Genomic DNA, 24,318 nt, shown 5'->3' with positions numbered 1-24,318 from the left:
GATTTGATAAAGGGTACAAGGGTTTTAGCTGAGTTTGTAAAGTTGGAAACAGGGTTATATAGCTAATTCATTTCAAGGAAACTGTATATTCTAAAGAGTAAAATAATACCATTGACTTTCTTTTATGTAATCGGTATCATTGAATAAATTATTTTTGGAAAATTGTCATTTTTTGTAGAAATCTATTACAACTGGAGGGTATACATGGCACATTCAAACAAATTTGTTAAACGTTATTTAGAAACTAACGAGGATCGTTTTAAAAACGTTAGTGAATATATATATTATCATCCAGAAACAAGATTTGAAGAATATTCATCGTCGGAATTTCTAGCATCGGAATGTGAGAAAGAAGGGTTCAGAGTTGACCGAGGCGTTGCCAAAATCGAAACTGCATTCGTCGCATCCTACGGCAGTGATTCGCCCGTGATTGGATTCCTGGGTGAGTTTGATGCACTGTCAGGTCTTGGTCAGGTTCCGAATAAAACAGCATATGAGCCTGGTGATAAAAACGTTGGACATGGCTGCGGTCACAATCTGCTAGGGACTGGAGCATTTGCAGCAGCATGTGCGACGAAAAAATACCTTGAGGAAAATAACTTGCCGGGTACTGTTAAATTTTTTGGGTGTCCTGGTGAGGAAGGTGGTTCAGGTAAAACATTTATGGTTAGAGAAGGTGTTTTTGAAGGTGTTGATGCGGCATTAACCTGGCACCCATCACCAGCTAACAGCATTATGAGTTTGTCCAGTCTTGCCAATTACCAGGTTTATTTTAAATTTAGAGGTGTTGCTTCCCATGCGGCCAATTCTCCACATTTAGGCAGAAGTGCACTGGACGCCGTTGAATTGATGAATATCGGTGTCAATTATTTGCGTGAACACGTTATTTCGGAAGCCCGCATGCACTATGCAGTAACAAATACAGGAGGGATTTCACCTAATGTGGTTCAAGCAGATGCGGAAGTTTTATATTTAATCCGCGCTCCTAAAGTAAAGCAGGTTGATGAAATCTTTAAGCGTGTCACAAAAATAGCTGAAGGTGCTGCTTTAATGACGGAGACAGCGTTAACCATCAAATTTGATAAAGCATGTTCCAATTATATTCAAAATCGAAATTTAGAAAAATTATTGTATAAAAACCTAAATACTGCCGGAATTGAACCACCTTCTCAAGATGAAATTTCATTTGCGGAAAAACTTTGGTCTTCATTTACAGAAGGTGAAAAAGAAGGCTATTTAGATGTGATAAGAGGGTTTGGCTATAGTGGTGATGGGAGTGAATTTGCAGGAAAATATTTAGCGGATACGATATCTCCATATATTGAATCTTGGGAAGTACTTGCAGGTTCAACCGATGTTGCTGATGTCAGCTGGGTAGTGCCAACAGCCCAATTAACAGCATCCACATCTGCACTTGGAACACCATTGCACACATGGCAAATGACCACGCAAGGAATAAGCAGCTATGCACATAAAGGAATGCTAAGGGCAGCTGAGGCAATGTCCTTAACAGCTGTCGACCTATTAACTGATCAAGCAGCGGTAAACCTTATCCAACAGGAATTTAAGGTGTTTAAAGAAAAAAACCCTTATAGCTGTCCGATTCCTAAGGATGTAGAGACATCAAAATTAAATCATGAATAAGTGTTGGCACATTCCAACTAATCCTATTGTAAAGTGAGGGGTAACATGGAGAACAATAAAAAAGGGATATTTTCAAAGTTTCTTAATCTCATTGAAAAGGCAGGCAACAAGCTTCCGGACCCATTTGTTCTATTCGCGGTTCTGGCTGTTCTGGTTATTATTGCGTCCTATATTTTTAGTTTATTTAACGCATCGGTTATTCATCCAGGTACCGGAGAAGAGCTGCCGGTAAAAAGTTTGGCTTCCGGTGAGGGTGTAAAATACATTCTAACATCCATGCTCGATAACTTTACTGGATTCGCACCGCTTGGACTTGTACTGGCAATGATGTTAGGGATTGGTCTTGCTGAAAAAGTAGGGTTGCTGGATTACGCAATTAAAAAGACAATTCTAAAATCACCCCCTGCCCTCATCACTTATACAGTAGTATTCGTAGGGATCATGGGTAACATTGCATCCGATGCTGCAATGGTACTGATTCCACCTCTTGCAGCGATGGTATTTTATAAAGTTGGACGGCATCCGCTTGCTGGCCTTGCTGTAGGTTATGCGGCAGCTGGGGCGGGTTTTACTGCAAACCTGCTCATCGCTGGAACGGATGCACTTTTGGCAGGTATCTCGACCGAAGCTGCCGCTATTATTGATGAATCTGTTGTCGTAACCCCTGTTGACAACTGGTATTTTAATATTGTCTCCGTATTTGTACTGACGGTTGTCGGCGGGCTTGTCACGAATAAGATTATCGAACCGAGGTTAGGCAAGTATAAAGGTGATGCGGTTGAAGTGGAATTAGAGGAAGAACATCCTAAGGCAGGCAAGGCGTTTCGAAATTCCATAATTGCTGGAGCAATATATTTGGCGATCATAGCTATTGCAATATTTTTACCCAATAGCCCGCTTAGGAATGAAAATGGAGGAATTGTACCTTCTCCATTCTTGGATGGCATTGTCCCTATTATTCTCTTTTTCTTTATTACTATTGGGGTTGCCTATGGTATGACTGTTGGGAAAATTAAATCGAGTAAAGACGTAGGAAAATATATGGGAGAATCCATGAAGGACATGTCAGGCTATATCGTATTGATTTTTGCAATTGCACAGTTTATTGCTTACTTTAGCTGGTCGAACATTGGTACGTGGGTTGCCGTAAATGGTGCGGAATTACTAAAGGATATTAATTTTACCGGAATATGGTTAATTATTGGGTATATCATTTTCACAGCATCACTAAACTTTCTAATTACATCTGGTTCGGCAAAATGGGCACTTGAGGCACCAGTTTTTGTTCCTATGTTTATGCAGCTTGGCTATCACCCAGCATTCACACAGGTAGCTTATCGTGTTGCGGATTCATCGACCAATATCGTAACCCCTTTAATGCCATATATGGTTATTGTTCTGTCGTTCATGCAAAAATATGATAAGAAGGCTGGAATTGGAACGTTAATTTCATTAATGATACCGTATTCGATTTGTTTCTTAATAACGTGGGTCATTTTATTACTGATATTCTTCTTTACCGGTATACCGTTTGGGCCAGGAATTGATCCATATTTATAATTGGAAGACAGCAAATTGAATTTAGCAGGGACGCGACTTTCACAAGTTGCCATTTTGGTTAATTAATGATAAAAGTGTAAGTTGAATTGATAGTTTGATTGACTCGATTAGTATGTGTATGTCTATGAATAACGTTAAGGGAAAAAACCTAATAAAAAGCCGTCCAATCGTGAATTGGCGGCTTTTTGTATATCTGGAGAAATAGCAGTGATTTCTAAATTCAGGCTATATGACAAGGCCCATCGATTTTTAATCATCGTGCCTTCAAAAAGCTAGGTGGAATGTATATGGTTTTTAATTTTTGGAAATTTCGATTGAATCTTTTGTCCTATTCATATATAATAATAGAAATCATCTGAAAAATTAGACTTCATTTGGGTGATAGAACAGTTAAATAATAGGGGGGATTGGATTGAAAAAGATGGTACGATTTTTTACCTTAGGATTTCTTTTGCTGTGTCTAGGTTTTGTCCTGTTTGGCTGTGGAGATTCAGAAACCTCAGGGGCATCAGACGGTGGAGAGTCATCAGATGATAGTAAGCAAAAGCTTGTTGTTGGGACAGATGCTACATATGCACCAATGGAATACATGGATAAGGATGGAAATATCGTAGGAATAGATATTGAGATTGTGGATGCAATCGCTCGGGCCCTCGATGTTGAGGTGGAGTATAAGAATATTGGCTGGGAACCATTATTTCCTGCAGTAGATAACGGGGAGGTAGACTTTGCTGTTTCCTCCATTACAATTACAGATGAACGTAAAGAATCATTTGATTTTACAGATCCATATTATGTAGCAAATCAAGTAATTCTTGTTCCAGAAGGTTCTGATACTACGGGCTTTGAAGATTTAAAGGAGAAAAAAGTATCCGTTCAAATCAATACAACCGGCCATGTCGCAGTGAAAGAATTATTAGGAAATACAAGTTCTGACATTGTGGCTACTGAAACCATGCCACTGGCAATTAATGAATTGTTAAATGGAAATGCAGATGCATCTGTTGGAGATAATTCTGTTGTTAATGCTTATATAAAGAACAATCCTGATGTCGAATTAAAAATTATAGAAGATGATAGTTTTGAAAAAGAATATTATGGCTTGATGGTGAAGAAGGGAAATACAGAAATAATCGATTTACTTAACGAAGGGATTCAAAAAATTAAAGATAGTGGAAAGCTTGAAGAAATCACTGGGTTTAAAGTGGAGTAATTGTTAAGCAGCATATGATTATTTACCAGTTACTCATACTTTGGAGGTGATTACAATCGATTTCCCGGATATACGTTTTGACATGATCTGGAACTATAAGGAATTGTTTATTCGAGGGATTTGGGTTACGCTTGGACTTACGCTAATAGGCTATGTCAGTGGAGTTATACTAGGTCTGCTTTTAGGAATGGGAAAGCTGTCCAAGAAAAAATGGATTTATTATCCTTGTAAATATTATGTGGATTTTTTCCGCGGAACACCACTTTTAGTGCAAATCCTGCTTATACATTTAGCATTAATTCCAACGGTTTTCGGTGAATCATTGGGGTATTTTGTATCGGGAGCACTCGCGCTTTCATTAAACTGTGGTGCATACAATGCGGAAATTATTCGTGCGGGTATTCAATCGATAGAAAAAGGACAAATGGAAGCAGGAAGGTCACTTGGGATGCCTAGAGGGGTTGCGATGAGATATGTTATTTTGCCTCAGGCCTTTCGTCGCATGGTTCCGCCACTCGGAAATGAATTAATAGCGTTACTTAAAGATTCATCATTAGTTACTGTTATTGCGGCGAATGATTTATTATATGCCGGAAAGGTTGTAGCAGGTGCTTATGCCAGGTTCTGGGAGCCTTATATAACTGTCGCCATTTTATATTTACTGCTCACATACATTTTCACCAAGGTTATTACTTACGTGGAAAAGCGTTTTAGTAATAGTTATGTACCTTCACAGAGAAGACGAATTTTCTCATTTGGACGTTCGGCGGCAGGAGGGTGAATAGATGATCAAAATTCAGGGACTGTATAAATCGTTTGGAGATTTGCAAGTTTTAAAGGGAATTGATTATGAAATAAATGAAAAGGAAGTTATTTGTGTAATTGGGCCAAGTGGATCGGGGAAGAGTACTTTCCTGCGTTGCATAAATTTATTGGAGGATATTACGGATGGCGTTGTCTTTATTGATGGGGTAAAAGTAAATGATCCCGGTACAGATATTAATGAAATTCGTAAAGAAGTCGGGATGGTGTTTCAACAGTTTAATCTTTTCCCGCATATGACAGTATTAGACAACATTACGATCTCACCAAGGAAGATTCGCAAAATGGATTCTAAAGAAGCTAATGCCTTGGCCCGGCAGCTGCTGGATAAGGTTGGACTTGCTGACAAAGCGGATGCATATCCGGAACAGCTTTCAGGAGGACAAATGCAGCGGGTTGCAATCGCAAGAGCCCTAGCTATGCAGCCGAAAGTCATGTTGTTTGACGAGCCAACATCAGCCCTTGATCCTGAAATGGTTAAAGAGGTGCTGGATGTTATGAAACAGCTTGTTTATGAAGGGATGACAATGGTTGTGGTTACACATGAAATGGGGTTTGCAAGGGAAATGGGAGACCGTGTATTGTTTATGGATGAGGGTATTCTGATTGAGGATGGTACGCCAGAAGATGTGTTTGACATGCCAAAAAGTGATCGCACGAAAGCGTTTTTGAGTAAGGTACTGTAAGCCAATATAATATAATTTGTAAAACCCCAATGTACTGTTTGTTTATCTTTCTATTGGTAGCTACTTTCGATATAATAGACAATAACCTGGAAAGAAGGAGCGGGGTATTGCAATGTCAAATGAAAAAAAAGATATTAATCTACTTATAACGAAACAAAAGGATATTGAAAAAATAATTAATGGGGAGAAGACAGCGGTTCGCCGAAATGACCGATATGCGGATAAAGGTGATACCTTAGAGCTGGATGGTCATCAATTTATTGTGGAAAATGTATACCATCAAAAGCTTGGTCAGGTTACTGAGGAAAACGCGAGACAGGAAGGCTATCGGAATCTGGACGAATATATACAGGCTCTTACATCCATCCATCACGGTTCGGTATGGGATCCGAATCTGGAGGTTTGGGCCCATGAACTGACTAAGAAAAACTAGTATTTGATCCTGAAAATAATGGTAAAAAAAGCTGCCCAAATCGGACAGCTTTCTCTTTTTATAGATTGAAATAATCTTTTACACCTTCAGCAATCCCTTTGGACACCTTTTCCCTATATTCTTTCGTTTGAATTTGGTCTAGGTCATTGGAATTCGTAATAAATCCAAGTTCCACTAAAATAGCTAGTTTACTATTTTTACGGAGTACGTAATAATTGGCCTGTTTTGCACCACGGTCACTCAGATTTACCTGGTTTATAAGTGAATGCTGAATGGACTTGGCCATTTTAAGCCCTTCTTTACCTGAATAATAGAAAGTGTTAATTCCCTTCACATTAGGGTCGTTAAAAGCATTATAATGCAGGCTGATAAAAACATTTGTTTTATGCGAGTTGCTGATTTGTACGCGTTTTTCCAATGAAATAAATGTGTCGTCAGATCTTGTTAATGTCACGGCAGCGCCCTCTCTATGCAATTTCTCTGCTACCGATTTGGCTGTAGCTAAGGTTAATTCTTTTTCATGGACTTTATCGATACCAATTGCTCCCGCATCTTTACCTCCATGTCCAGGATCAAGAACAATGTGAATACCTGAAAGTGCACCGTTATTGTCATGTCCTTTTGATGGCAATGTGTTATTTGTAATTTCCAAGGAACCTGCTATCATTCTATGGGATTCAAGAACATTAGGTTTATCTGATTCTTTTACTTTATTATTGTCAGTTTTTGCATTGGAGTCATGTTTTGAATTCGAAGCTTTCGCATTTTGCATATCTGCATCCATCGGGATAAGATATTGTGATGCAACCCAAACTTCATTTCCGTTATAGTAGGTTTGCACCCAGCCGAATTTTTCCTGGAAAGTAGTAAGCATATCTCCTCTTACCAGATGTCCTATTACCTCAGCATTCTTGGCAGGTGCATTCCTCATCTCAACTGCATCAGTGCCAACCTGATACAAATTCCCATCTTCAGCATGAACTGGTGAGACAAAGATAATTAAAAAAAGCAGAAAACTGATACCGACTGTGACTATCTGTTTAACTATCATAATGTCCTCCTGTTATTAAATAGTTTGATAATATACAAGAATAGCCAAGAAAACCTATTATTATACATAACTAGTAAAAATAGTTTCCAGGAGGTATGATGCTTTTATGATCTTGAAGGTGTATTAAGCTAGTGGGGAAGCTGCAAACATAAAAATAGAGCTGCCCGATTATAGACAGCCCCATTCTTGTATATTTCCTTATAAGTTTCCAATCGACATATACTTTGTCTCCAAATATGGCTCAATCCCTTCTTGTCCGCCTTCACGGCCAAGTCCGCTTTCCTTCATGCCGCCAAATGGTGCATGGGCAGCAGATGGGCCACCGTCATTCCAGCCGACAATACCGAAATCTAGGTTATCATGCAGGTAGGATCCAGTTCTATAGTCGTTTGTGAAAAAATATGCTGCAAGTCCATATGGTGTAGAATTAGCAATTTCTACTGCATCATCTATATGTTTAAAGCTCACAATTGGAGCGACTGGACCGAACGTTTCTTCATGCATGATGGCCATATCGGAATAGACATTTTTCAATACGGTTGGGTGGACAAAATAGATTTCTCTTTCATTGTCCACGTCATATTCATTACCAACTAAAATTTCTGCACCTTTTTCTACTGCGTCATCAATGTGCGATACAATCTTGTCGAACCCTTTCGCATTGATAATCGGTCCAATATCTATTCCTTCTTCAAGTCCATTTCCGACCTTAAGCTTTTTCACTTCACTAACAAACTTTTCGGTAAATATATCGGTGATGTTTTCATGAACAAGAATTCGATTTGCACAAACACATGTCTGTCCGGCATTCCTGAATTTAGTTCCGATTGTTTGCTGCACTGCAAAATCAATGTCCGCATCTTCAGCTACAATCAATGGTGCATGACCACCTAATTCCATTGATACATGCTTGATGGTGTCGGCACTGTTCTTGATTAATGTTTTTCCTACTGGTGTTGACCCTGTAAAGGTGATTTTTCGGATGTATTCACTAGATGTAAACAATTTACCGACTTCTTTTCCAGGACCGTTTACATATTGTATGGCATGTTCCGGGATTCCCGCTTCATGTGCAAGTTCAATGAATTTTATTGCAGTCAATGGTGTTTCTGCAGCTGGTTTAATAATGAATGTGCATCCCGCTGCTAAAGCTGGTGCTGCTTTTCTTGCCATCATAGCTGCTGGGAAATTCCAAGGTGTGATAGCAGCAACGAGTCCCACCGGTTGCCGGCTGACAATAATTCGTTTTGATTCTGTATTGGCTGGAATGGTTTTTCCGTATAATCGTTTTGCTTCCTCTGCAAACCAGTCAATATAGCTGACAGCGTAATCAACTTCGCCTAAAGACTCTTTTAATGGTTTACCATTTTCTAACGTCATGACTCTAGCAATTTCGTCTTTGTTCTCTGTTATTTTTTTCGACCATGACCGTAACAATCCAGACCGTTCATGGGCATTGTTTTTTGACCATTTTTTAAAATATTCATGGCCATTTTTTATTGCCTGGTTGATTTCTGCTGCTGAATGTTTCTTTACCTCCTGAATGATTTCTCCTGTTGCTGGGTTATTTACCTTAAATAGATTAGACATTTATATGAACTCCTTTTCCAGTTTGATACTCATATTCCCTTTTTTAATTTTTTTAAAAACCCCTTTTAAAGGCGTGTCTCCTCCCAGGAAACATAGGAGCTGTGGGTTAAATGAGCAACGTAAGATACAAAATTTACGTTGCGGTTTATGTCTAATATGTAAAAGCTTGCATATGAAAAAGCCAACTGGTTAGTATAAATCCAGTTGGCATGATAAATTTATTTGATTACTTCACTCGGCTTACTTCTTCAACTTGTTCAATCCAGCCGAATGGATCTTTTTCTTTCCCATATTGAATTCCGGTCAATGTATCATATAAACGCTTGGCGACTGTGCCGGTATTACCATCATTTACATAAAGATGTTCATCATTCCATGTTAATTGACCGATTGGTGAAATTACTGCAGCTGTACCAGTACCAAATGCTTCTTCTAACAAGCCATCTTTTCCAGCCTGGTATATTTCTTCCATGGAGACTCTGCGCTCAGCAACGGGTATGTTCCAATGTTTTAGTAATTGTATGACAGAATTTCTTGTGACACCCTCTAGAATGCTTCCGTTTAATGCAGGGGTAACCACTTCACCGTTAATTTTAAAAAATACGTTCATGCTGCCAACTTCTTCAATATATTTCTTTTCAACTCCATCTAGCCACAATACTTGTGCATACCCAGTATTTGCAACCATTTCTTGTGCTTTAAGACTAGCGGCATAATTTCCCCCGGTTTTTGCCTCACCGGTACCACCCTTTACAGTACGTACATAGTGATTTTCAACCGCGATTTTTACAGGATTAATTCCCTCAGCGTAATATGCACCTACAGGAGATAAAATAATAATAAATTTATAATGGCGAGATGGCGCAACTCCAATATAAGGCTCGGTTGAAATAACAAATGGCCGAATATAAAGGGAGGTTCCTTCAGACGCTGGTATCCAATCCCTTTCCAAAGCGACTAGTTCTTTGATTGCTTGGAGTGCAAATTCTTCATCAATCGGTGGGATACAAAGCCGATCATTAGACCGATTTAATCGCTGCATGTTTTTTTCAGGGCGAAATAATTGAGCTTCCCCTTCTGGTGATAGATATGCTTTTAAGCCTTCAAAAACGGATTGGCCATAATGAAATATCATGGCAGAGGGATCAATTGTAATTGGTTGATATGGTACAATGCGTGCATCATGCCACCCTAAAGGATCCGAATAATCCATGATAAACATGTGATCGGTGAATACTTTTCCAAACTGCAATTGGTCTGATTTTGGCTTTTCCTTCTTTGTTGAACAAAGATCCACTTGAATTGTACGTTCTTCCATGTCACTATCCCCTATGCTAAAAATTTTAATACTAATAATAAGCCATATTAAATATTAACGCAAGACCTAATTTCTATTTATTCAATTTAATTGAAATTATTATATAAATTGAAAATGCATGTGTGTGGACGCTTTTTGTCAGAATAAACCTGAAATAATCAGAGGATCAATTTTTTAGGAAACACGTCGATTTTTTAATCATAGAGGTATAAGCCTATCAATACAATATCTGGTATATATTTATGTTTATCGTACTAGGTGTTGCGGTGGAAGGATCTGATCTTATGAGGCAGCCTTTTTCAATCACGTAATAAATTTGTAACAAAAACTTTTTTCTGACAATTTACCTTGACATGCTGGCGTTGTAAACGCATACAATTATTTAGATTTATCTAAAGTGTCAAAAAACTTTTGAAAAACCTATTGACCAACGTGAAAAAACGTTATATGATTGTCGGCAATATTAACATTTTCAAACATCATTTTTAAAAGAAATAAATTTAATTAACTAAAATTATCTTAATCTTGGAAACTATAAATAAGATTAACTCGATGACGGGAAAAAAGGAACATGGTATATGTATTCACAGAGAGCTAGGGTTGCTGGAAGCCTAGAAGTACATATTGTTCCGACATCATCTCTGAGTGCTAAGTTGAAAGGTTTATGCTTACTAGACTTGGCCAGGTGCATTAATTTGTACCTGTTATCAAAATAGGCTGATCAATTGCCTTGTAAGGTAGTATTCGCGAGAGTGCTATGAACCTGGGTGGTACCGTGAAAAGTAGACTCTTTTCTCCCCAATAATTCTGATTTTGTGCAGAAATATAGGGAGAAAAGGGTCTTTTTTTATATTAATTGATTAATTAGAGGAGGTATGGAGTAGTGAAAGTGGAGGTAAAACGTGAGTTGGAAAGTACAAAAGAATTAAGGACCGGTTCCGATTTATTAATTGAAACATTGGTTGATGCACAGGTCGATACAATATTCGGATATCCTGGCGGTGCTGTCTTACCGATTTATGATGCATTATATCGCAGTAATGCTCCTTTTAAACACATACTTTCCCGCCATGAGCAGGGTTCCATTCATGCGGCTGAAGGTTATGCACGTGTTACCGGAAAACCTGGTGTAGTTCTCGCTACTTCAGGACCAGGAGCAACCAATTTAATTACAGGAATTACTGATGCCATGATGGATTCCTTGCCGCTTGTTGTATTTACTGGGCAAGTAGCAAATAGTGTCATTGGAACGGACGCTTTTCAAGAAGCTGATGTAATGGGCATAACAACACCAATTACAAAATACAATTATCAAGTAAAAAATGTTGCAGAATTACCAAGAATCGTTAAGGAAGCTTTTCATATTGCTTCTACAGGTCGCCCGGGTCCAGTAGTTGTGGATATCCCGAAAAACATTTCTGCAGCAATTACATTGGAGGATTATGATAATGAATTTAATTTACCCGGCTACCAGCCAACAAAGAATCCTAATCCATTACAAATTATAAAGCTTGCGGATGCTTTAGGTCGGGCGAAGCGTCCAGTGTTACTTGCGGGTGCAGGTACAGTATTTGCAAAAGCATCTGAGGAATTGCTTTTGTTTGCTGAGAAATACCAGTTGCCTGTAGCGAATACATTGTTAGGATTAGGAAGCTTTCCAGGTTCACATGCACTTTCATTGGGTATGGCGGGTATGCATGGAACGTACGCAGCTAATATGGCAATTTACGAATCAGATTTGCTTATCAATATCGGAGCAAGATTTGATGATCGTTTAACTGGTAACATAGAACATTTTGCACCACATGCTAAAGTTGCCCATATTGATATTGATCCAGCGGAAATCGGGAAAAACATTTCAACCGATATTCCAGTTGTAGCGGATGCAAAAGAGGCATTACATGCATTATTAAATAGTTCTATTACCATGCCAGATCATAAATTGTGGAAAGAAAAACTGCAAAATAATAAAGCGAATTATCCGCTATGGTATGAACGTTCAAACGAACTTATTTCACCTCAATGGTTATTGGAACAGATTTATCGAATATCAAATGGAGAGGCAATTGTGACAACTGATGTCGGTCAGCATCAAATGTGGGCGGCTCAATACTATCCATTTGATAAACCGAACCGTTGGGTAACCTCCGGGGGGCTGGGAACAATGGGATTTGGCTTTCCCGCGGCAATCGGTGCTCAGCTAGGGGCCCCGGCTGATTTAGTCGTTTCCGTAGTTGGTGATGGCGGGTTTCAAATGACACTTCAGGAATTGTCCATTATTAAAGAACGGAATCTTCCAGTTAAAGTAATTATTGTTAATAATGAGGCACTAGGAATGGTAAGGCAGTGGCAGGAAAGCTTTTATGAAGAAAGATATTCGGAATCGATTTTAGCAAATCCTGATTTTGTAAAGCTTGCGGAGAGCTATGGTATTCGTGGTTTAAGGGTTGACCGCGAAGACGAGGTAGCTGAAGTCTTAGAAGATGTATTTCAATACGATGGTCCTGTTGTTGTCGATTGCCGAGTTGTTCAACTGGCGTGTGTTTATCCCATGATTGCCCCTGGTAAAGGGATTCACGAAATGTTAGGGGTGACAAAATGAAACGAATTATAACAGCGACAGTGCAGGATCGAAGTGGTGTCCTTAACCGAATTACCGGAATGCTGCACAAGCGTCAATTCAATATTGACAGTATTTCTGTAGGCAGTTCTGAAACAGAAGGCATTTCCAAAATGACATTTGTTATTGAGATTAGTGATCATCAAAAGCTGGAGCAATTAACAAAACAATTGAATAAGCAAATTGATGTTATTAAGGTGTCTGATATTACGGATAAAGCAATCGTTGCAAGGGAATTAGCTCTTATCAAGGTTGGTGGGACTGGTCAGTTACGTGCCGAAATTCAAGGTATTATCACTCCATTTCGTGCGTCTGTCATCGATGTCAGCAAGGATAGCTTAACCATACAGGTAACGGGAAAACCGGATAAGGTTGAAGCGCTAATCTCATTGCTAAGACCTTATGGAATTAAGGAATTAACAAAAACAGGGGTTACTGCCTTTTTAAGAGGACAGCAGCCAAAACAGGTCACAGAGATTAATTCCATTTCAATTTAATATATAGTAAAAACGCCAGTTAAGTGGCGCATAAATAAATAAATAAATAATTAAAAGAGAGGGAGATCCAAATGTCAAAGGTACTATATGAAAAGGATATTCAAAAAGAGGTACTACAGGAAAAGAAGATTGCTGTTGTCGGTTACGGCTCACAAGGTCATGCACATGCACAGAACCTTCGTGACAGTGGATACGATGTTGTTGTAGGATTGCGACCAGGGAAATCGAAAGAAAAAGCGGAGGAAGATGGATTTGAAGTACTCTCAGTAGCTGAAGCGGTAAGCGTGGCAGATGTTGTTATGGTACTTTTACCTGATGAACTCCAGCCATCAGTGTATTACGAAAGCATTCAGGCTAATCTTAAATCTGGAAGTGCTATTGCATTCGCACATGGGTTTAATATTCATTTCACACAAGTAGTTCCACCGCTGGATGTTGATGTATTTCTTGTTGCACCAAAAGGTCCTGGACATTTAGTGCGTCGTACATACGAGGAGGGGGCAGGTGTCCCAGCTCTATACGGTGTGTACCAGGATGTTACCGGAAATGCAAAAGAACTTGCATTAGCATACTCCGTGGGAATTGGTGCTGCTAGAGCCGGTGTTCTTGAAACAACATTCCAGGAAGAAACGGAAACGGACTTGTTTGGTGAGCAGGCTGTACTTTGCGGTGGGGTTACAAGTTTAATCAAAGCTGGATTTGAAACATTAACCGAAGCAGGTTACCAGCCAGAAGTTGCCTACTTTGAGTGTTTGCATGAAATGAAATTAATTGTTGATTTGCTTTATGAAGGTGGATTAGAGAACATGCGCTACTCCATTTCAGATACAGCACAATGGGGTGATTTTGTATCTGGACCTCGTGTAATTAACGCAGAAACGAAAGAACGAATGAAAGAAATCCTTGCAGACGTTCAATCAGGAGAATTTGCAAAAGGATGGATTCTTGAAAATCAGGCAAATCGTCCTAAATTTAATGCTACCAACGCGAAAGAAAATCAGCATCCAATCGAAAAAGTGGGAAGGGAGTTACGTGAATTAATGCCTTTTGTCAAACAGCCATTACAAAAAAAGCAAAAGGATGTGAAGGTGCATGTCACAAATTAAGATTTTCGACACAACGTTAAGAGATGGTGAACAATCACCAGGTGTTAACCTGAACCAACTAGAAAAATTGGAAATCGCTAAACAGCTTGAACGTTTTGGTGTAGACAGGATGGAGGCGGGATTCCCAGCTTCCTCCAAAGGAGACTTTAACGCAGTAAAAACAATTGCAGAAACCATTAAAGAGACATCTGTTACAGGTCTTGCCAGAACTGTGAAATCTGATGTTGATGCAGCTTGGGATGCTTTGAAGGGTGCTTCGGAACCTTGTCTGCACCTTTTCCTGGCAACATCACCAATACACATGACATATAAACTGAAAAAGACACCGGAAGAAGTCATTGAAACCGCAGTTAGTATGGTTTCCTATGCAAGAAAGAAGTTTCCGCAGGTTGAATGGTCCGCTGAAGATGCTTCAAGGTCGGATTGGAACTTCTTAGCACAAATAATTGAGCAGGTAATTGATGCGGGAGCAACTGTTATTAATTTGCCAGATACTGTTGGCTATACGACACCATTAGAATACGGAAATTTGTTTAAATTCATTAAAGAAACGGTTCCAAATATTGATCGTGTCAGACTTTCATGTCATTGCCATAATGACTTAGGGATGGCGGTAGCAAATTCAATTGCAGCGGTCGAAAATGGGGCAACACAGGTTGAAGGGACCATTAATGGAATTGGTGAACGTGCTGGAAATGCGTCATTGGAAGAAATTGCAGTAGCCTTAAAGATTCGTTCCGATTTTTATCCTTATAAAACAGACTTGAAACTAAATGAAATTAAGCGGACTAGTGATCTCGTAGCAAAATTAACCGGAATGTATGTGCAGGCAAACAAAGCCGTTATCGGCCGCAATGCTTTTGCACATGAATCAGGTATTCACCAGGACGGTGTATTAAAAAATGCTTCAACATATGAAATTATCACCCCAGAACTGGTTGGAGTAAGTTCAAACACTCTATTTCTAGGAAAGCATTCAGGACGTCACGCATTCAAGGACAAAGTGAAGGAACTTGGATATGAATTATCTGAAGAAAAATTAAAAGAGGCGTTCAACCTATTTAAGCTGCTGACAGATCGTAAAAAGGAAGTAACAGATGATGACTTATTTACGATTTTAACAGAGATCCAAACAGACACTTCAACAGTGGAAAAGTATCAATTAGAAATGTTCCAGGTGCAATATGGTACAGCGAACATTCCGACAGCGACTGTCTTGTTGAAGAATCCAGAGGGCGATATGGTGCAAACAGCGTGTACTGGTCAGGGAAGTGTCGAAGCTTTATACAAAACATTGGATGAATTAATTACTGAAGATCTTCAATTAGTAGACTATCAGCTTAACTCCGTCGGCCGCGGGAAAGATGCACTTGCTGAATCACATGTGCAGTTAATTATTAATGGCGAGCCAATGAATGGAAGAGGGTCTGCTCAGGATGTAATGGAGGCATCGGCAAACGCATTCTTAAATGCAGTAAATCGGTTTCTGGTACAACAGAAAGCTTCTAAAAAAGAAGCGGTAAAATAAAAAGAAGGAGGAGGGGAGATTATGAATAAACAAATTATTCTGCTTCCGGGTGATGGTGTTGGAAAGGAAATTATGGAGTCGGCAAAGCACGTATTAAATACGATAGCCAGTGAATTTGGCCATAGCTTTACATTTCATCAGCATGCAATTGGTGGTGAAGCCATTGATAACAATGGGACACCGTTACCTGAGGATACCATTAATGCGTGCCGTCAAGCAGATGCCATCTTATTGGGCGCTGTTGGAGGGAAGAAATGGGACTCCCTTCCAGGACACATGAGACCGGAAAAAGGGCTGCTAGGAATTAGGAAAATGTTAGGGTTATTTGCTAATTTACGTCCAGTGAAAGGATTTGCCCCCTTGCTGCATGCCTCTCCATTAAAAGAGGATGTAATAAAAGGCAGTGATATTTTAATTATTCGGGAATTAACAGGAGGGCTTTATTTCGGTCAGCCAAGTGAACGTCGTGAAAATGGAGATGCTGTTGTAGATACGCTCTCTTATCATCGCTCTGAAATGGAAAGGATTATCGACAAAGCATTTCAAAGTGCCAGATTAAGAAACAATCACTTAACATCTGTAGATAAAGCGAACGTATTGGAGTCGAGCCGTATGTGGCGTGAAATTGTTAACGAAAAATCGAAGGACTATCCTGATGTAACGGTAGAGCATGTACTTGTGGATGCTGCTGCAATGAAATTGATTACCCAGCCTAACCAATTTGATGTTATCGTTACGGAAAACTTGTTTGGCGATATTTTAAGCGATGAGGCTTCCGTATTAACTGGTTCATTAGGAATGCTGCCATCAGCTAGTATACGTTCTGATGGTGTTGGGCTATATGAACCTGTTCATGGATCTGCGCCGGATATTGCAGGAAAAGGTATTGCAAATCCAATGGGCATGATTCTGTCAGCAGCAATGATGCTAAAGTATTCTTTTGGGATGGAAGAAGAAGCCGCTGAAATTGAAGAAGCTGTTCATGATGCCCTTGAGCAAGGATACCACACTCCTGATTTACAAATTAAGGGTGGTAAACAAGTAACTACAAAGGAAATGACAGAAATAGTAGTAGATAACTTAACAACAAAAAGTGTTTCAAACTTTATTTGCAGTACGTATGCCTAATTGATGGAGGTGACAATAATATGGGAAATCAAGAAACAATCGTTGATAAAATTTGGAATAAACATGTTGTACACGCGGAAAAAGGTAAGCCGGATTTACTTTATATTGATTTGCATCTTGTTCATGAAGTAACCTCTCCACAAGCATTTGAGGGGTTACACATGAACAATCGAAAAGTACGGCGCCCAGATTTAACATATGCAACAATGGATCATAATGTTCCAACGAAAAACCGGGATGTAGTAAAAGATGAAATTGCGAATAAGCAAATGGAAACATTACGGGAGAATTGCGAGAAGAATGGGATAGCTTTAGCAGATATGTATCATCCAGATCAAGGGATTGTCCACGTGATTGGTCCGCAGCTTGGATTAACACAGCCTGGTAAAACGATTGTGTGCGGTGATAGTCATACATCTACGCATGGTGCATTTGGTGCACTCGCATTTGGAATTGGCACTAGTGAGGTTGAGCATGTTTTGGCTACGCAAACATTATGGCAAGAGCAGCCCAAAACACTGAATGTACAGGTGAAGGGCGATCTTGGGGCAGGAGTTACGGCAAAGGATTTAATCCTAGCCATCATTGCTAAGTTCGGTGTACGGTTTGGAACTGGATATGTCATTGAATATACGGGTGATGCGGTTCGGAATTTATCAATGGAAGAGCGCATGACTGTTTGCAATATGTCCATTGAAGCGGGTGCCAGAGCAGGTTTAATAAGTCCTGATGAAAAAACAGTTGAATTTTTAAGAGGAAAAGAATATGTGCCTTCCGGAGAAGCGTTTGACGAATTGGCTGAAAGCTGGCTGGCTCTCGCTACTGATGAAGGTGCAGTTTACGATAAAACGGTAACAATACATGCAGAAGAAATTGAACCGCAAGTATCCTGGGGAACAAACCCGGGTATGTGTGTACCTGTAAGTGGCAGAACACCTGTATTAAATGAAGTTGAATATAAAGAAGATGTTCAGCGTGCATTGGAATACATGGGTCTGAAGGAAAATCAGCCAATTACTTCTATTGAAATTGACCATGTTTTTATTGGATCGTGTACAAATTCTCGATTGAGTGATTTGAAAAAGGCAGCGGCAATTGTTGAAGGAAAGCAGGTTAAATCAAGTGTAAGGGCAATTGTTGTTCCTGGTTCGTTCAGTGTAAAATTACAGGCTGAAAAAGAAGGCATCGACACGATATTTAAACAGGCAGGCTTTGAGTGGCGTGAAGCTGGCTGCAGTATGTGCCTTGCAATGAATGATGATATCGTACCACATAGTGGCAGATGTGCCTCAACATCAAACCGGAATTTTGAAGGAAGACAGGGGAACGGAGCGCGAACGCATTTAGTAAGCCCAGAAATGGCAGCAGCTGCTGCTATAGAAGGACATTTTGTTGATGTTCGCACGATTGCAGGTGTACCTAATTAGGAGGTGATATGTCATGGAAGCTATTCAAAAACATACAGGACTGGTTTACCCTATGAATCGTACAAATGTCGATACGGATCAAATTATACCGAAGCAGTTTTTAAAACGAATTGAACGAACTGGTTTTGGCCAATTTCTTTTCTATCATTGGCGATTCGACGAAGAAGGGAAAAAGCGCCCTGATTTTGGATTAAATAAAGCTGAATATAATAATGCATCTGTTTTAATTGCCGGTGAAAATTTTGGCTGCGGGTCTTCTAGAGAGCATGCACCGTGGGCATTATTGGATTATGGGTTCCGGGTAGTCATAGCACCTAGTTTTGCGGATATTTTTTATAACAACGCACTGAAAAATGGGATTATACCTATTCAGATGGAAAAAGAACAGGTTGATTTGTGGATGCGTCAAGCGGAAGAAACTGAATTTACGTTAGAGGTGGACTTGAAGGAGCAACGGATTCGTGATGCCAAACACAATGCAGTGTATTTCGATATCCCGGCATATCACAAAGAAAAACTGTTAAATGGCTGGGACGAAATTGCATTGACGCTTAAACTTGAGGATAAAATTGAAGCATATGAGATGAGGTAAAGTGGGCAGGCAATTTTTTGAAATAATAAGGAGTGTGAAATAATTGGGGATTGCTTAACTGGTGAAACAGTTCATACTGCGATGGGGCGCTTAGCCCCTATCGTTCACCGTACACCATTAATAACATCAACAACTACTAACAAATTGGTTGGTAAACAAGTCTATTTTAAAATGGAAAACCAACAAAAAACAGGTGCATTTAAGTTTAGGGGTGCAAGCTTTAAGCTGATGCAGCTAACAAAAAATGAATTAAGCAAGGGTGTTATAACCGCATCGGCAGGAAATCATGCACAGGGAGTTGCTCATGCAGCAGCCAAATTAGGTGCAAAAGCAACAATATTCATGGCAGAATCCACACCATTAGCTAAAGTAAATGCGACTAGAGCCTATGGTGCTGAAGTTGTTCTAATCGGAGAGACCTTTCAAGAAGCGTATGAAGCGAGTTTGAGAAAACAGATGCAATGCGGGGCTGTTTATATACATCCATTTGACGATTATGATGTAATGGCTGGACAAGGCACGATTGCTATGGAAATGCTGCGGCAGGAAGATAGGATGGACACGATAATTGTGCCGATTGGCGGCGGTGGTCTTATTAGTGGAATTGCCGTTGCAGCAAAACATGTGAATCGTAATATTAAGATTATCGGCGTTCAAGCAAGTGGAGCTTCCGCCATGTATGAAAGTTATCATCATAATAAAGTAAAGACCCTAAAATCTGTTTCTACAATAGCAGAGGGGATCGCAGTTAAACAACCGGGTAAAAATACATTACCAATAATTCGTGATTACGTGGATGATATCTTAACTGTCACAGATGAGGAGATTGCTTCAGCTATCGTTTATATGCTCGAACGCAATAAAACATTAATGGAAGGTGCCGGTGCAGCGGCTTTGGCAGCATTGTTTACCCACAATAAGCGAATAAAATCAAGACATTGTGGTGTCATCGTAAGTGGGGGCAATATGGACATTGGAACCATTCCAAAGATTCAGCAACTGGCGGGAAGACTGAACTTCTCCGCTTAGTAAGAAAATAGATGTACAATAATTAACCCTGGGTACTCACAAATTGAGTGTCCAGGGTTTTAAAGTTGGGTTTCCAATCCGGCAATGATTTATTTTTCGAAAATATTTACTGCTGTCCCCCTATACAGAACTTCAAAATTTCTTTTTTGCAGAATAGAGTAATCATGTTATTAAAGGCAGCTCATTCTCAATGGTTGAATCAATAGTAGACAGGCTGTGACTATCAACAAGCAGGAATTTCTTATTCAGCTTTATCTCTTTTCATATTCCGAAAAAATAGTATTTTCCCACTCGAAACAACACAGACACATTTCCTTCAATTTTTATTCACATATTGTACGAAAATCCATGACTATTTTGTGACATACATCACAAACTATTGAAGTTGAACGTATACGGTATTAAGATTATCGTAGATTTTGTGAATTACGTAACAAAGATCTTTGCTAAAAGTCTTGTATTTTATACCGTAATACATCCATGAAAGGGGTACCTCGAATGAAAATAAAATGGGCAATGCTTGCGGCAATTTTCACTATTGTCACAGTGTTAACAGGATGTGAACCTCTCGCGGTTTTGAATCCTAAAGGGCCTCAAGCAGAAACGCAAGCAGATGTTATCTGGTTATCCATTGGTATTATGCTGTTTATCGTTGTTGCGGTTTTTGCGATCTTGATTTACATGTTAGTTAAGTTCCGCGCTTCCAAACAAAGCGATGATTATGAGCCGCCGCATATTGAAGGAAATGTTATCGTGGAATCAATTTGTGTAGGTATTCCAGTTTTAATCGTTGCATTCCTATCAATTGTGTCGGTACAAAGCAACTATGAAGTTGAATCATCTCCAGAGGGATATGGTGAGAAGGAACCATTAGTTGTCTATGCATCATCATCGAACTGGAAATGGCATTTTAGTTATCCGGAGCAGAATATCGAAACAGTTAACTACTTATACATCCCAACAGATCGCCCACTTGAATTTAAATTATATTCCTATGGGCCAATCACTAGTTTCTGGATTCCACAGCTTGGAGGACAAAAATATGCTATGTCCGACATGGTTACAACACTGCATTTAGCTGCTGATGCTCCAGGTGAATACATGGGAAGAAATGCAAACTTCAGCGGAAAAGGCTTTGCCGAAAATACGTTTAATGTGAAAGCAATGCCACAAGCGGAATTTGATGAGTGGGTAGATGAAGTTAATAATACTGCCGATCCTCTTACGGAAAAAGAATTCGACCAATTATTAGAACCTGGCCACCTAGGGCAATTAACGTTTAAAGGAACACATTTGACATTCCTGCCACCTCCATCTGCTGAAAATGGCGGACATAATCATGGGTCGGGATCAGCTGATAAACACACTGAGATGTCGGGAAACAGTGACAATGAGTCAGATTCTGGCCATTCAGATAGTCATTCCGATGAGGAACACAGTGATCATTAAGATAGGATGTTGACAAAATAGTGTACTAGTATCTGGGTTTCATAACTAAAATATATGTTTCCCGAAAGGAGCTACAAGAGACATGGATTTCTTTGATAGATTTGCGATCCCGCACCCAAGTCCAATTATTTATGCATCGATGGTTGCAATCGGGCTGACCGTTATCGCAATTGTCGCTGGGTTAACCTATTTTAAAAAATGGGGATATCTATGGCGTGAATGGATAACGACTGTGGATCATAAACGAATTGGTATTATGTATTTATTATCTGCCCTATTGATGCTATTCCGGGGTGGGGTAGATGCACTGATGATGCGTGCTCAAACTGCAGTACCAGAAAATACGCTGCTCGAGGCACAGCATTATAACGAAATTTTTACAACACATGGTGTCGTAATGATTATATTCATGGCGATGGCATTTATTATAGCTTTAATGAACTTCGTGGTACCTTTGCAAATTGGTGCACGAGACGTTGCATTTCCGCGTTTGAATAATCTTAGCTTTTGGTTATATTTTATGGGGGCTATGTTATTCAACCTGTCATTTGTTATTGGCGGATCACCAAGTGCAGGCTGGACATCGTATTTTCCGCTTGCCGGCAATGAATTTAGTGAATCAGTTGGAACGAACTACTATATGCTGGCGATTCAGATTTCCGGTATTGGGACACTCATGACCGGGATTAACTTTATTGCTACTATACTAAAAATGCGTGCACCTGGAATGACATTGATGAAAATGCCAATGTTTACATGGTCTGCACTCATAACAAACTTAATTATTGTTTTTGCATTCCCTGTGCTAACAGTTGCCCTTGCAATGGGTACGATGGATCGGTTATTTGGTTCAAATTTCTTTACAACTTCCGATGGCGGTATGGATATGCTTTGGGCAAACCTGTTCTGGGTATGGGGACATCCTGAGGTTTATATATTAATTTTACCGGCATTTGGCATATACAGTGAAATTATTCCGACCTTTGCACGGAGAAATTTATATGGCTATAAATCCATGGTTGCATCAATGGTACTGATCTCATTGCTTTCATTTTTTGTATGGGTTCACCATTTCTTTACGATGGGACAGGGAGCACTTGTGAACAGTATTTTCTCGATTTCAACGATGGCAATTGCCGTTCCAACCGGGATTAAAATATTTAACTGGTTATTTACGCTTTGGAAAGGGAAAATCAAGATTACCGTACCAATGCTATATTCTTTAGGATTTTTGCCGATTTTCACAATTGGCGGGGTAACCGGGGTTATGCTCGGAATGTCAGCTGCCGACTATCAATATCATAACACGATGTTCCTGGTGGCTCACTTTCACTTAGTAATTATTCCTGGTGTTGTATTCGCTATGATTGCTGGTATGACATATTGGTGGCCAAAAATGTTCGGTTTCATGTTGAATGAACGAATCGGGAAATGGACATTCTGGTTTATTGCGGGTGGTACTTGTTTAGCCTTCTTCCCAATGTTTATCTCTGGACTCGATGGGCAAGCACGCCGTATGTACACCTATTCGGAAGCAACAGGATTTGGAATATGGAATATGCTTTCGTTCATCGGGGCTCTTGGACTTGCAGCAGGATTTATTTTGATCGTATATAACGTTTATTACAGTACGCGTTATGCTTCAAGAGATATTGGTGATGATCCGTGGGATGCACGTTCTCTTGAATGGGCTACACACAATCCTGTACCAGAATACAATTTTGCAATTACACCGCAAGTCAATTCAAGTGAGGCTTTTTGGGATTCTAAGAAAAATGGTCATAAATTGTTTAAAGGACCATTTAAAGAAATCCATATGCCAAACAACAGCGGTATGCCATTTATAATGAGTATTCTGTTCTTTGTACTTGGGTTTGCTCTAGTGTTCAGTTTGTGGATTGTTGCCATTATCTCATTAATCGGAGTCTTTGCTTGCTTGGCACACAGATCATTCGAAAAAGATCATGGTTATCACATTTCAGTAGAAGAGATTGAGAAGACAGAAGCAGAACGCGGAGGTGCTGAACATGAAAACAGATAACACAATGCCTCTTGAATATAAGACGGAACAAAGCCGCTTAAATATATTTGGATTTTGGATTTTCCTTGGGGCTGAAATTATGCTCTTTGGTACACTCTTTGCATCCTATTTTACCTTGGAGGGTCGTACGGGAAGCGGCCCTACAGGAGCAGAAATATTTGAAATAACACCAGTTCTTGTTGAAACATTCTTGTTGTTGACGAGTAGTTTTACCATTGGACTTGGCGTTCATGCGATGCGGATTGCAAATAAGAAAGCAATGCTGGCATTCTTTTCAATTACGTTGATTCTTGGTCTAGGATTCTTAGGCTTTGAAATTTTTGAGTTCATTCATTATGTGCATGAAGGGGCGGGGTTACAAGCGAGTGCGTTTACCTCTATCCTGCTTACGACACTCGGAACGCATGGTGCACACGTTACGTTTGGGCTGTTCTGGGGATTATTCATTATCCTGCAAGTGAAAAAACGCGGGCTGACACCTGAAACTGCTAATAAATCATTTATTTTTTCACTTTACTGGCATTTCCTAGATGTTGTTTGGATCTTTATTTTCAGCTTCATCTACTTGAAAGGAATGATGTAAA

General features: G+C 39.6%; 20 protein-coding genes. 17 read left to right on the top strand and 3 right to left on the bottom strand.

From position 1 onward, the window contains the following. Positions 1-204 precede the first annotated feature (204 nt). The 6 genes from IEV74_RS05205 to IEV74_RS05180 all read left to right on the top strand — a co-directional run bounded on the left by IEV74_RS05205 (position 205) and on the right by IEV74_RS05180 (position 6,358). On the top strand, positions 205-1,644 hold the full coding sequence (locus IEV74_RS05205) for a M20 family metallopeptidase (RefSeq protein WP_188454270.1): 1,440 nt from the start codon (positions 205-207) through the stop codon (positions 1,642-1,644). Positions 1,645-1,689: 45 nt separating this feature from the next. Beyond that, on the top strand, positions 1,690-3,204 hold the full coding sequence (locus tag IEV74_RS05200; protein WP_188454269.1) for an AbgT family transporter: 1,515 nt from the start codon (positions 1,690-1,692) through the stop codon (positions 3,202-3,204). A 412-nt stretch (positions 3,205-3,616) separates the two neighbouring features. Beyond that, complete coding sequence (locus IEV74_RS05195) at positions 3,617-4,417, top strand: basic amino acid ABC transporter substrate-binding protein (RefSeq protein WP_229683069.1); 801 nt, start codon at positions 3,617-3,619, stop codon at positions 4,415-4,417. A 55-nt stretch (positions 4,418-4,472) separates the two neighbouring features. After that, positions 4,473-5,198 (top strand): amino acid ABC transporter permease, encoded by a 726-nt coding sequence (locus tag IEV74_RS05190; protein ID WP_188454317.1) that lies wholly within the window; start codon positions 4,473-4,475, stop codon positions 5,196-5,198. A gap of 4 nt (positions 5,199-5,202) precedes the next feature. Further along, positions 5,203-5,925 (top strand): amino acid ABC transporter ATP-binding protein, encoded by a 723-nt coding sequence (locus IEV74_RS05185; protein ID WP_188454268.1) that lies wholly within the window; start codon positions 5,203-5,205, stop codon positions 5,923-5,925. A gap of 112 nt (positions 5,926-6,037) precedes the next feature. Continuing rightward, positions 6,038-6,358 (top strand): ASCH domain-containing protein, encoded by a 321-nt coding sequence (locus IEV74_RS05180; protein ID WP_188454267.1) that lies wholly within the window; start codon positions 6,038-6,040, stop codon positions 6,356-6,358. Between the two features lie 58 nt (positions 6,359-6,416). On the opposite strand, the gene IEV74_RS05175 is transcribed toward IEV74_RS05180, so the two are convergent. The 3 genes from IEV74_RS05175 to IEV74_RS05165 form a co-directional block, all read right to left on the bottom strand. Beyond that, positions 6,417-7,409, bottom strand: a complete 993-nt coding sequence (locus IEV74_RS05175; RefSeq protein WP_188454266.1) for an N-acetylmuramoyl-L-alanine amidase family protein — start codon at positions 7,407-7,409, stop codon at positions 6,417-6,419. Between the two features lie 198 nt (positions 7,410-7,607). Beyond that, a complete protein-coding gene (locus IEV74_RS05170; RefSeq protein ID WP_188454265.1) occupies positions 7,608-8,999 on the bottom strand; it encodes an NAD-dependent succinate-semialdehyde dehydrogenase in 1,392 nt (463 codons plus the stop codon). 226 nt (positions 9,000-9,225) lie between these two features. After that, on the bottom strand, positions 9,226-10,317 hold the full coding sequence (locus IEV74_RS05165; RefSeq protein ID WP_188454264.1) for a branched-chain amino acid aminotransferase: 1,092 nt from the start codon (positions 10,315-10,317) through the stop codon (positions 9,226-9,228). Between the two features lie 883 nt (positions 10,318-11,200). Between IEV74_RS05165 and ilvB the strand changes: the two genes are divergently transcribed. From ilvB to qoxC, 11 genes are all read left to right on the top strand, one after another. Then, entirely contained in the window at positions 11,201-12,919 is a 1,719-nt protein-coding gene (gene ilvB / locus IEV74_RS05160; RefSeq protein ID WP_188454263.1) for a biosynthetic-type acetolactate synthase large subunit, read from the top strand. Then, entirely contained in the window at positions 12,916-13,434 is a 519-nt protein-coding gene (gene ilvN / locus IEV74_RS05155; RefSeq protein ID WP_188454262.1) for an acetolactate synthase small subunit, read from the top strand. The genes ilvB and ilvN overlap by 4 nt, the downstream gene beginning before the upstream one ends. 71 nt (positions 13,435-13,505) lie before the next feature. Beyond that, positions 13,506-14,540 (top strand): ketol-acid reductoisomerase, encoded by a 1,035-nt coding sequence (ilvC, locus tag IEV74_RS05150; protein WP_188454261.1) that lies wholly within the window; start codon positions 13,506-13,508, stop codon positions 14,538-14,540. Continuing rightward, complete coding sequence (locus tag IEV74_RS05145) at positions 14,527-16,068, top strand: 2-isopropylmalate synthase (protein WP_188454260.1); 1,542 nt, start codon at positions 14,527-14,529, stop codon at positions 16,066-16,068. Before ilvC ends, IEV74_RS05145 begins: the two co-directional genes overlap by 14 nt. A gap of 21 nt (positions 16,069-16,089) precedes the next feature. Next, positions 16,090-17,196 (top strand): 3-isopropylmalate dehydrogenase, encoded by a 1,107-nt coding sequence (leuB, locus tag IEV74_RS05140; protein ID WP_188454259.1) that lies wholly within the window; start codon positions 16,090-16,092, stop codon positions 17,194-17,196. Between the two features lie 20 nt (positions 17,197-17,216). Next, complete coding sequence (gene leuC, locus IEV74_RS05135; protein WP_188454258.1) at positions 17,217-18,623, top strand: 3-isopropylmalate dehydratase large subunit; 1,407 nt, start codon at positions 17,217-17,219, stop codon at positions 18,621-18,623. Positions 18,624-18,636: 13 nt separating this feature from the next. Further along, positions 18,637-19,215, top strand: coding sequence for a 3-isopropylmalate dehydratase small subunit (gene leuD, locus IEV74_RS05130; protein ID WP_188454257.1), 579 nt, complete (start codon positions 18,637-18,639; stop codon positions 19,213-19,215). 81 nt (positions 19,216-19,296) lie between these two features. After that, positions 19,297-20,244, top strand: coding sequence for a threonine ammonia-lyase (gene ilvA / locus IEV74_RS05125; RefSeq protein ID WP_188454256.1), 948 nt, complete (start codon positions 19,297-19,299; stop codon positions 20,242-20,244). A gap of 498 nt (positions 20,245-20,742) precedes the next feature. Then, positions 20,743-21,693 (top strand): cytochrome aa3 quinol oxidase subunit II, encoded by a 951-nt coding sequence (gene qoxA, locus IEV74_RS05120; protein ID WP_188454255.1) that lies wholly within the window; start codon positions 20,743-20,745, stop codon positions 21,691-21,693. A gap of 82 nt (positions 21,694-21,775) precedes the next feature. After that, on the top strand, positions 21,776-23,734 hold the full coding sequence (gene qoxB / locus IEV74_RS05115; RefSeq protein ID WP_188454254.1) for a cytochrome aa3 quinol oxidase subunit I: 1,959 nt from the start codon (positions 21,776-21,778) through the stop codon (positions 23,732-23,734). Beyond that, positions 23,721-24,317 carry a cytochrome aa3 quinol oxidase subunit III gene (gene qoxC, locus IEV74_RS05110; RefSeq protein ID WP_188454253.1) on the top strand — a complete coding sequence of 199 codons (597 nt, stop codon included), beginning with the start codon at positions 23,721-23,723 and terminating at the stop codon, positions 24,315-24,317. Before qoxB ends, qoxC begins: the two co-directional genes overlap by 14 nt. Position 24,318 lies beyond the last annotated feature (1 nt).

Source organism: Virgibacillus oceani, assembly GCF_014638995.1.
Classification (GTDB): domain Bacteria; phylum Bacillota; class Bacilli; order Bacillales; family Amphibacillaceae; genus Virgibacillus_E; species Virgibacillus_E oceani.
This window is presented reverse-complemented; position numbering and strand designations above follow the sequence as displayed.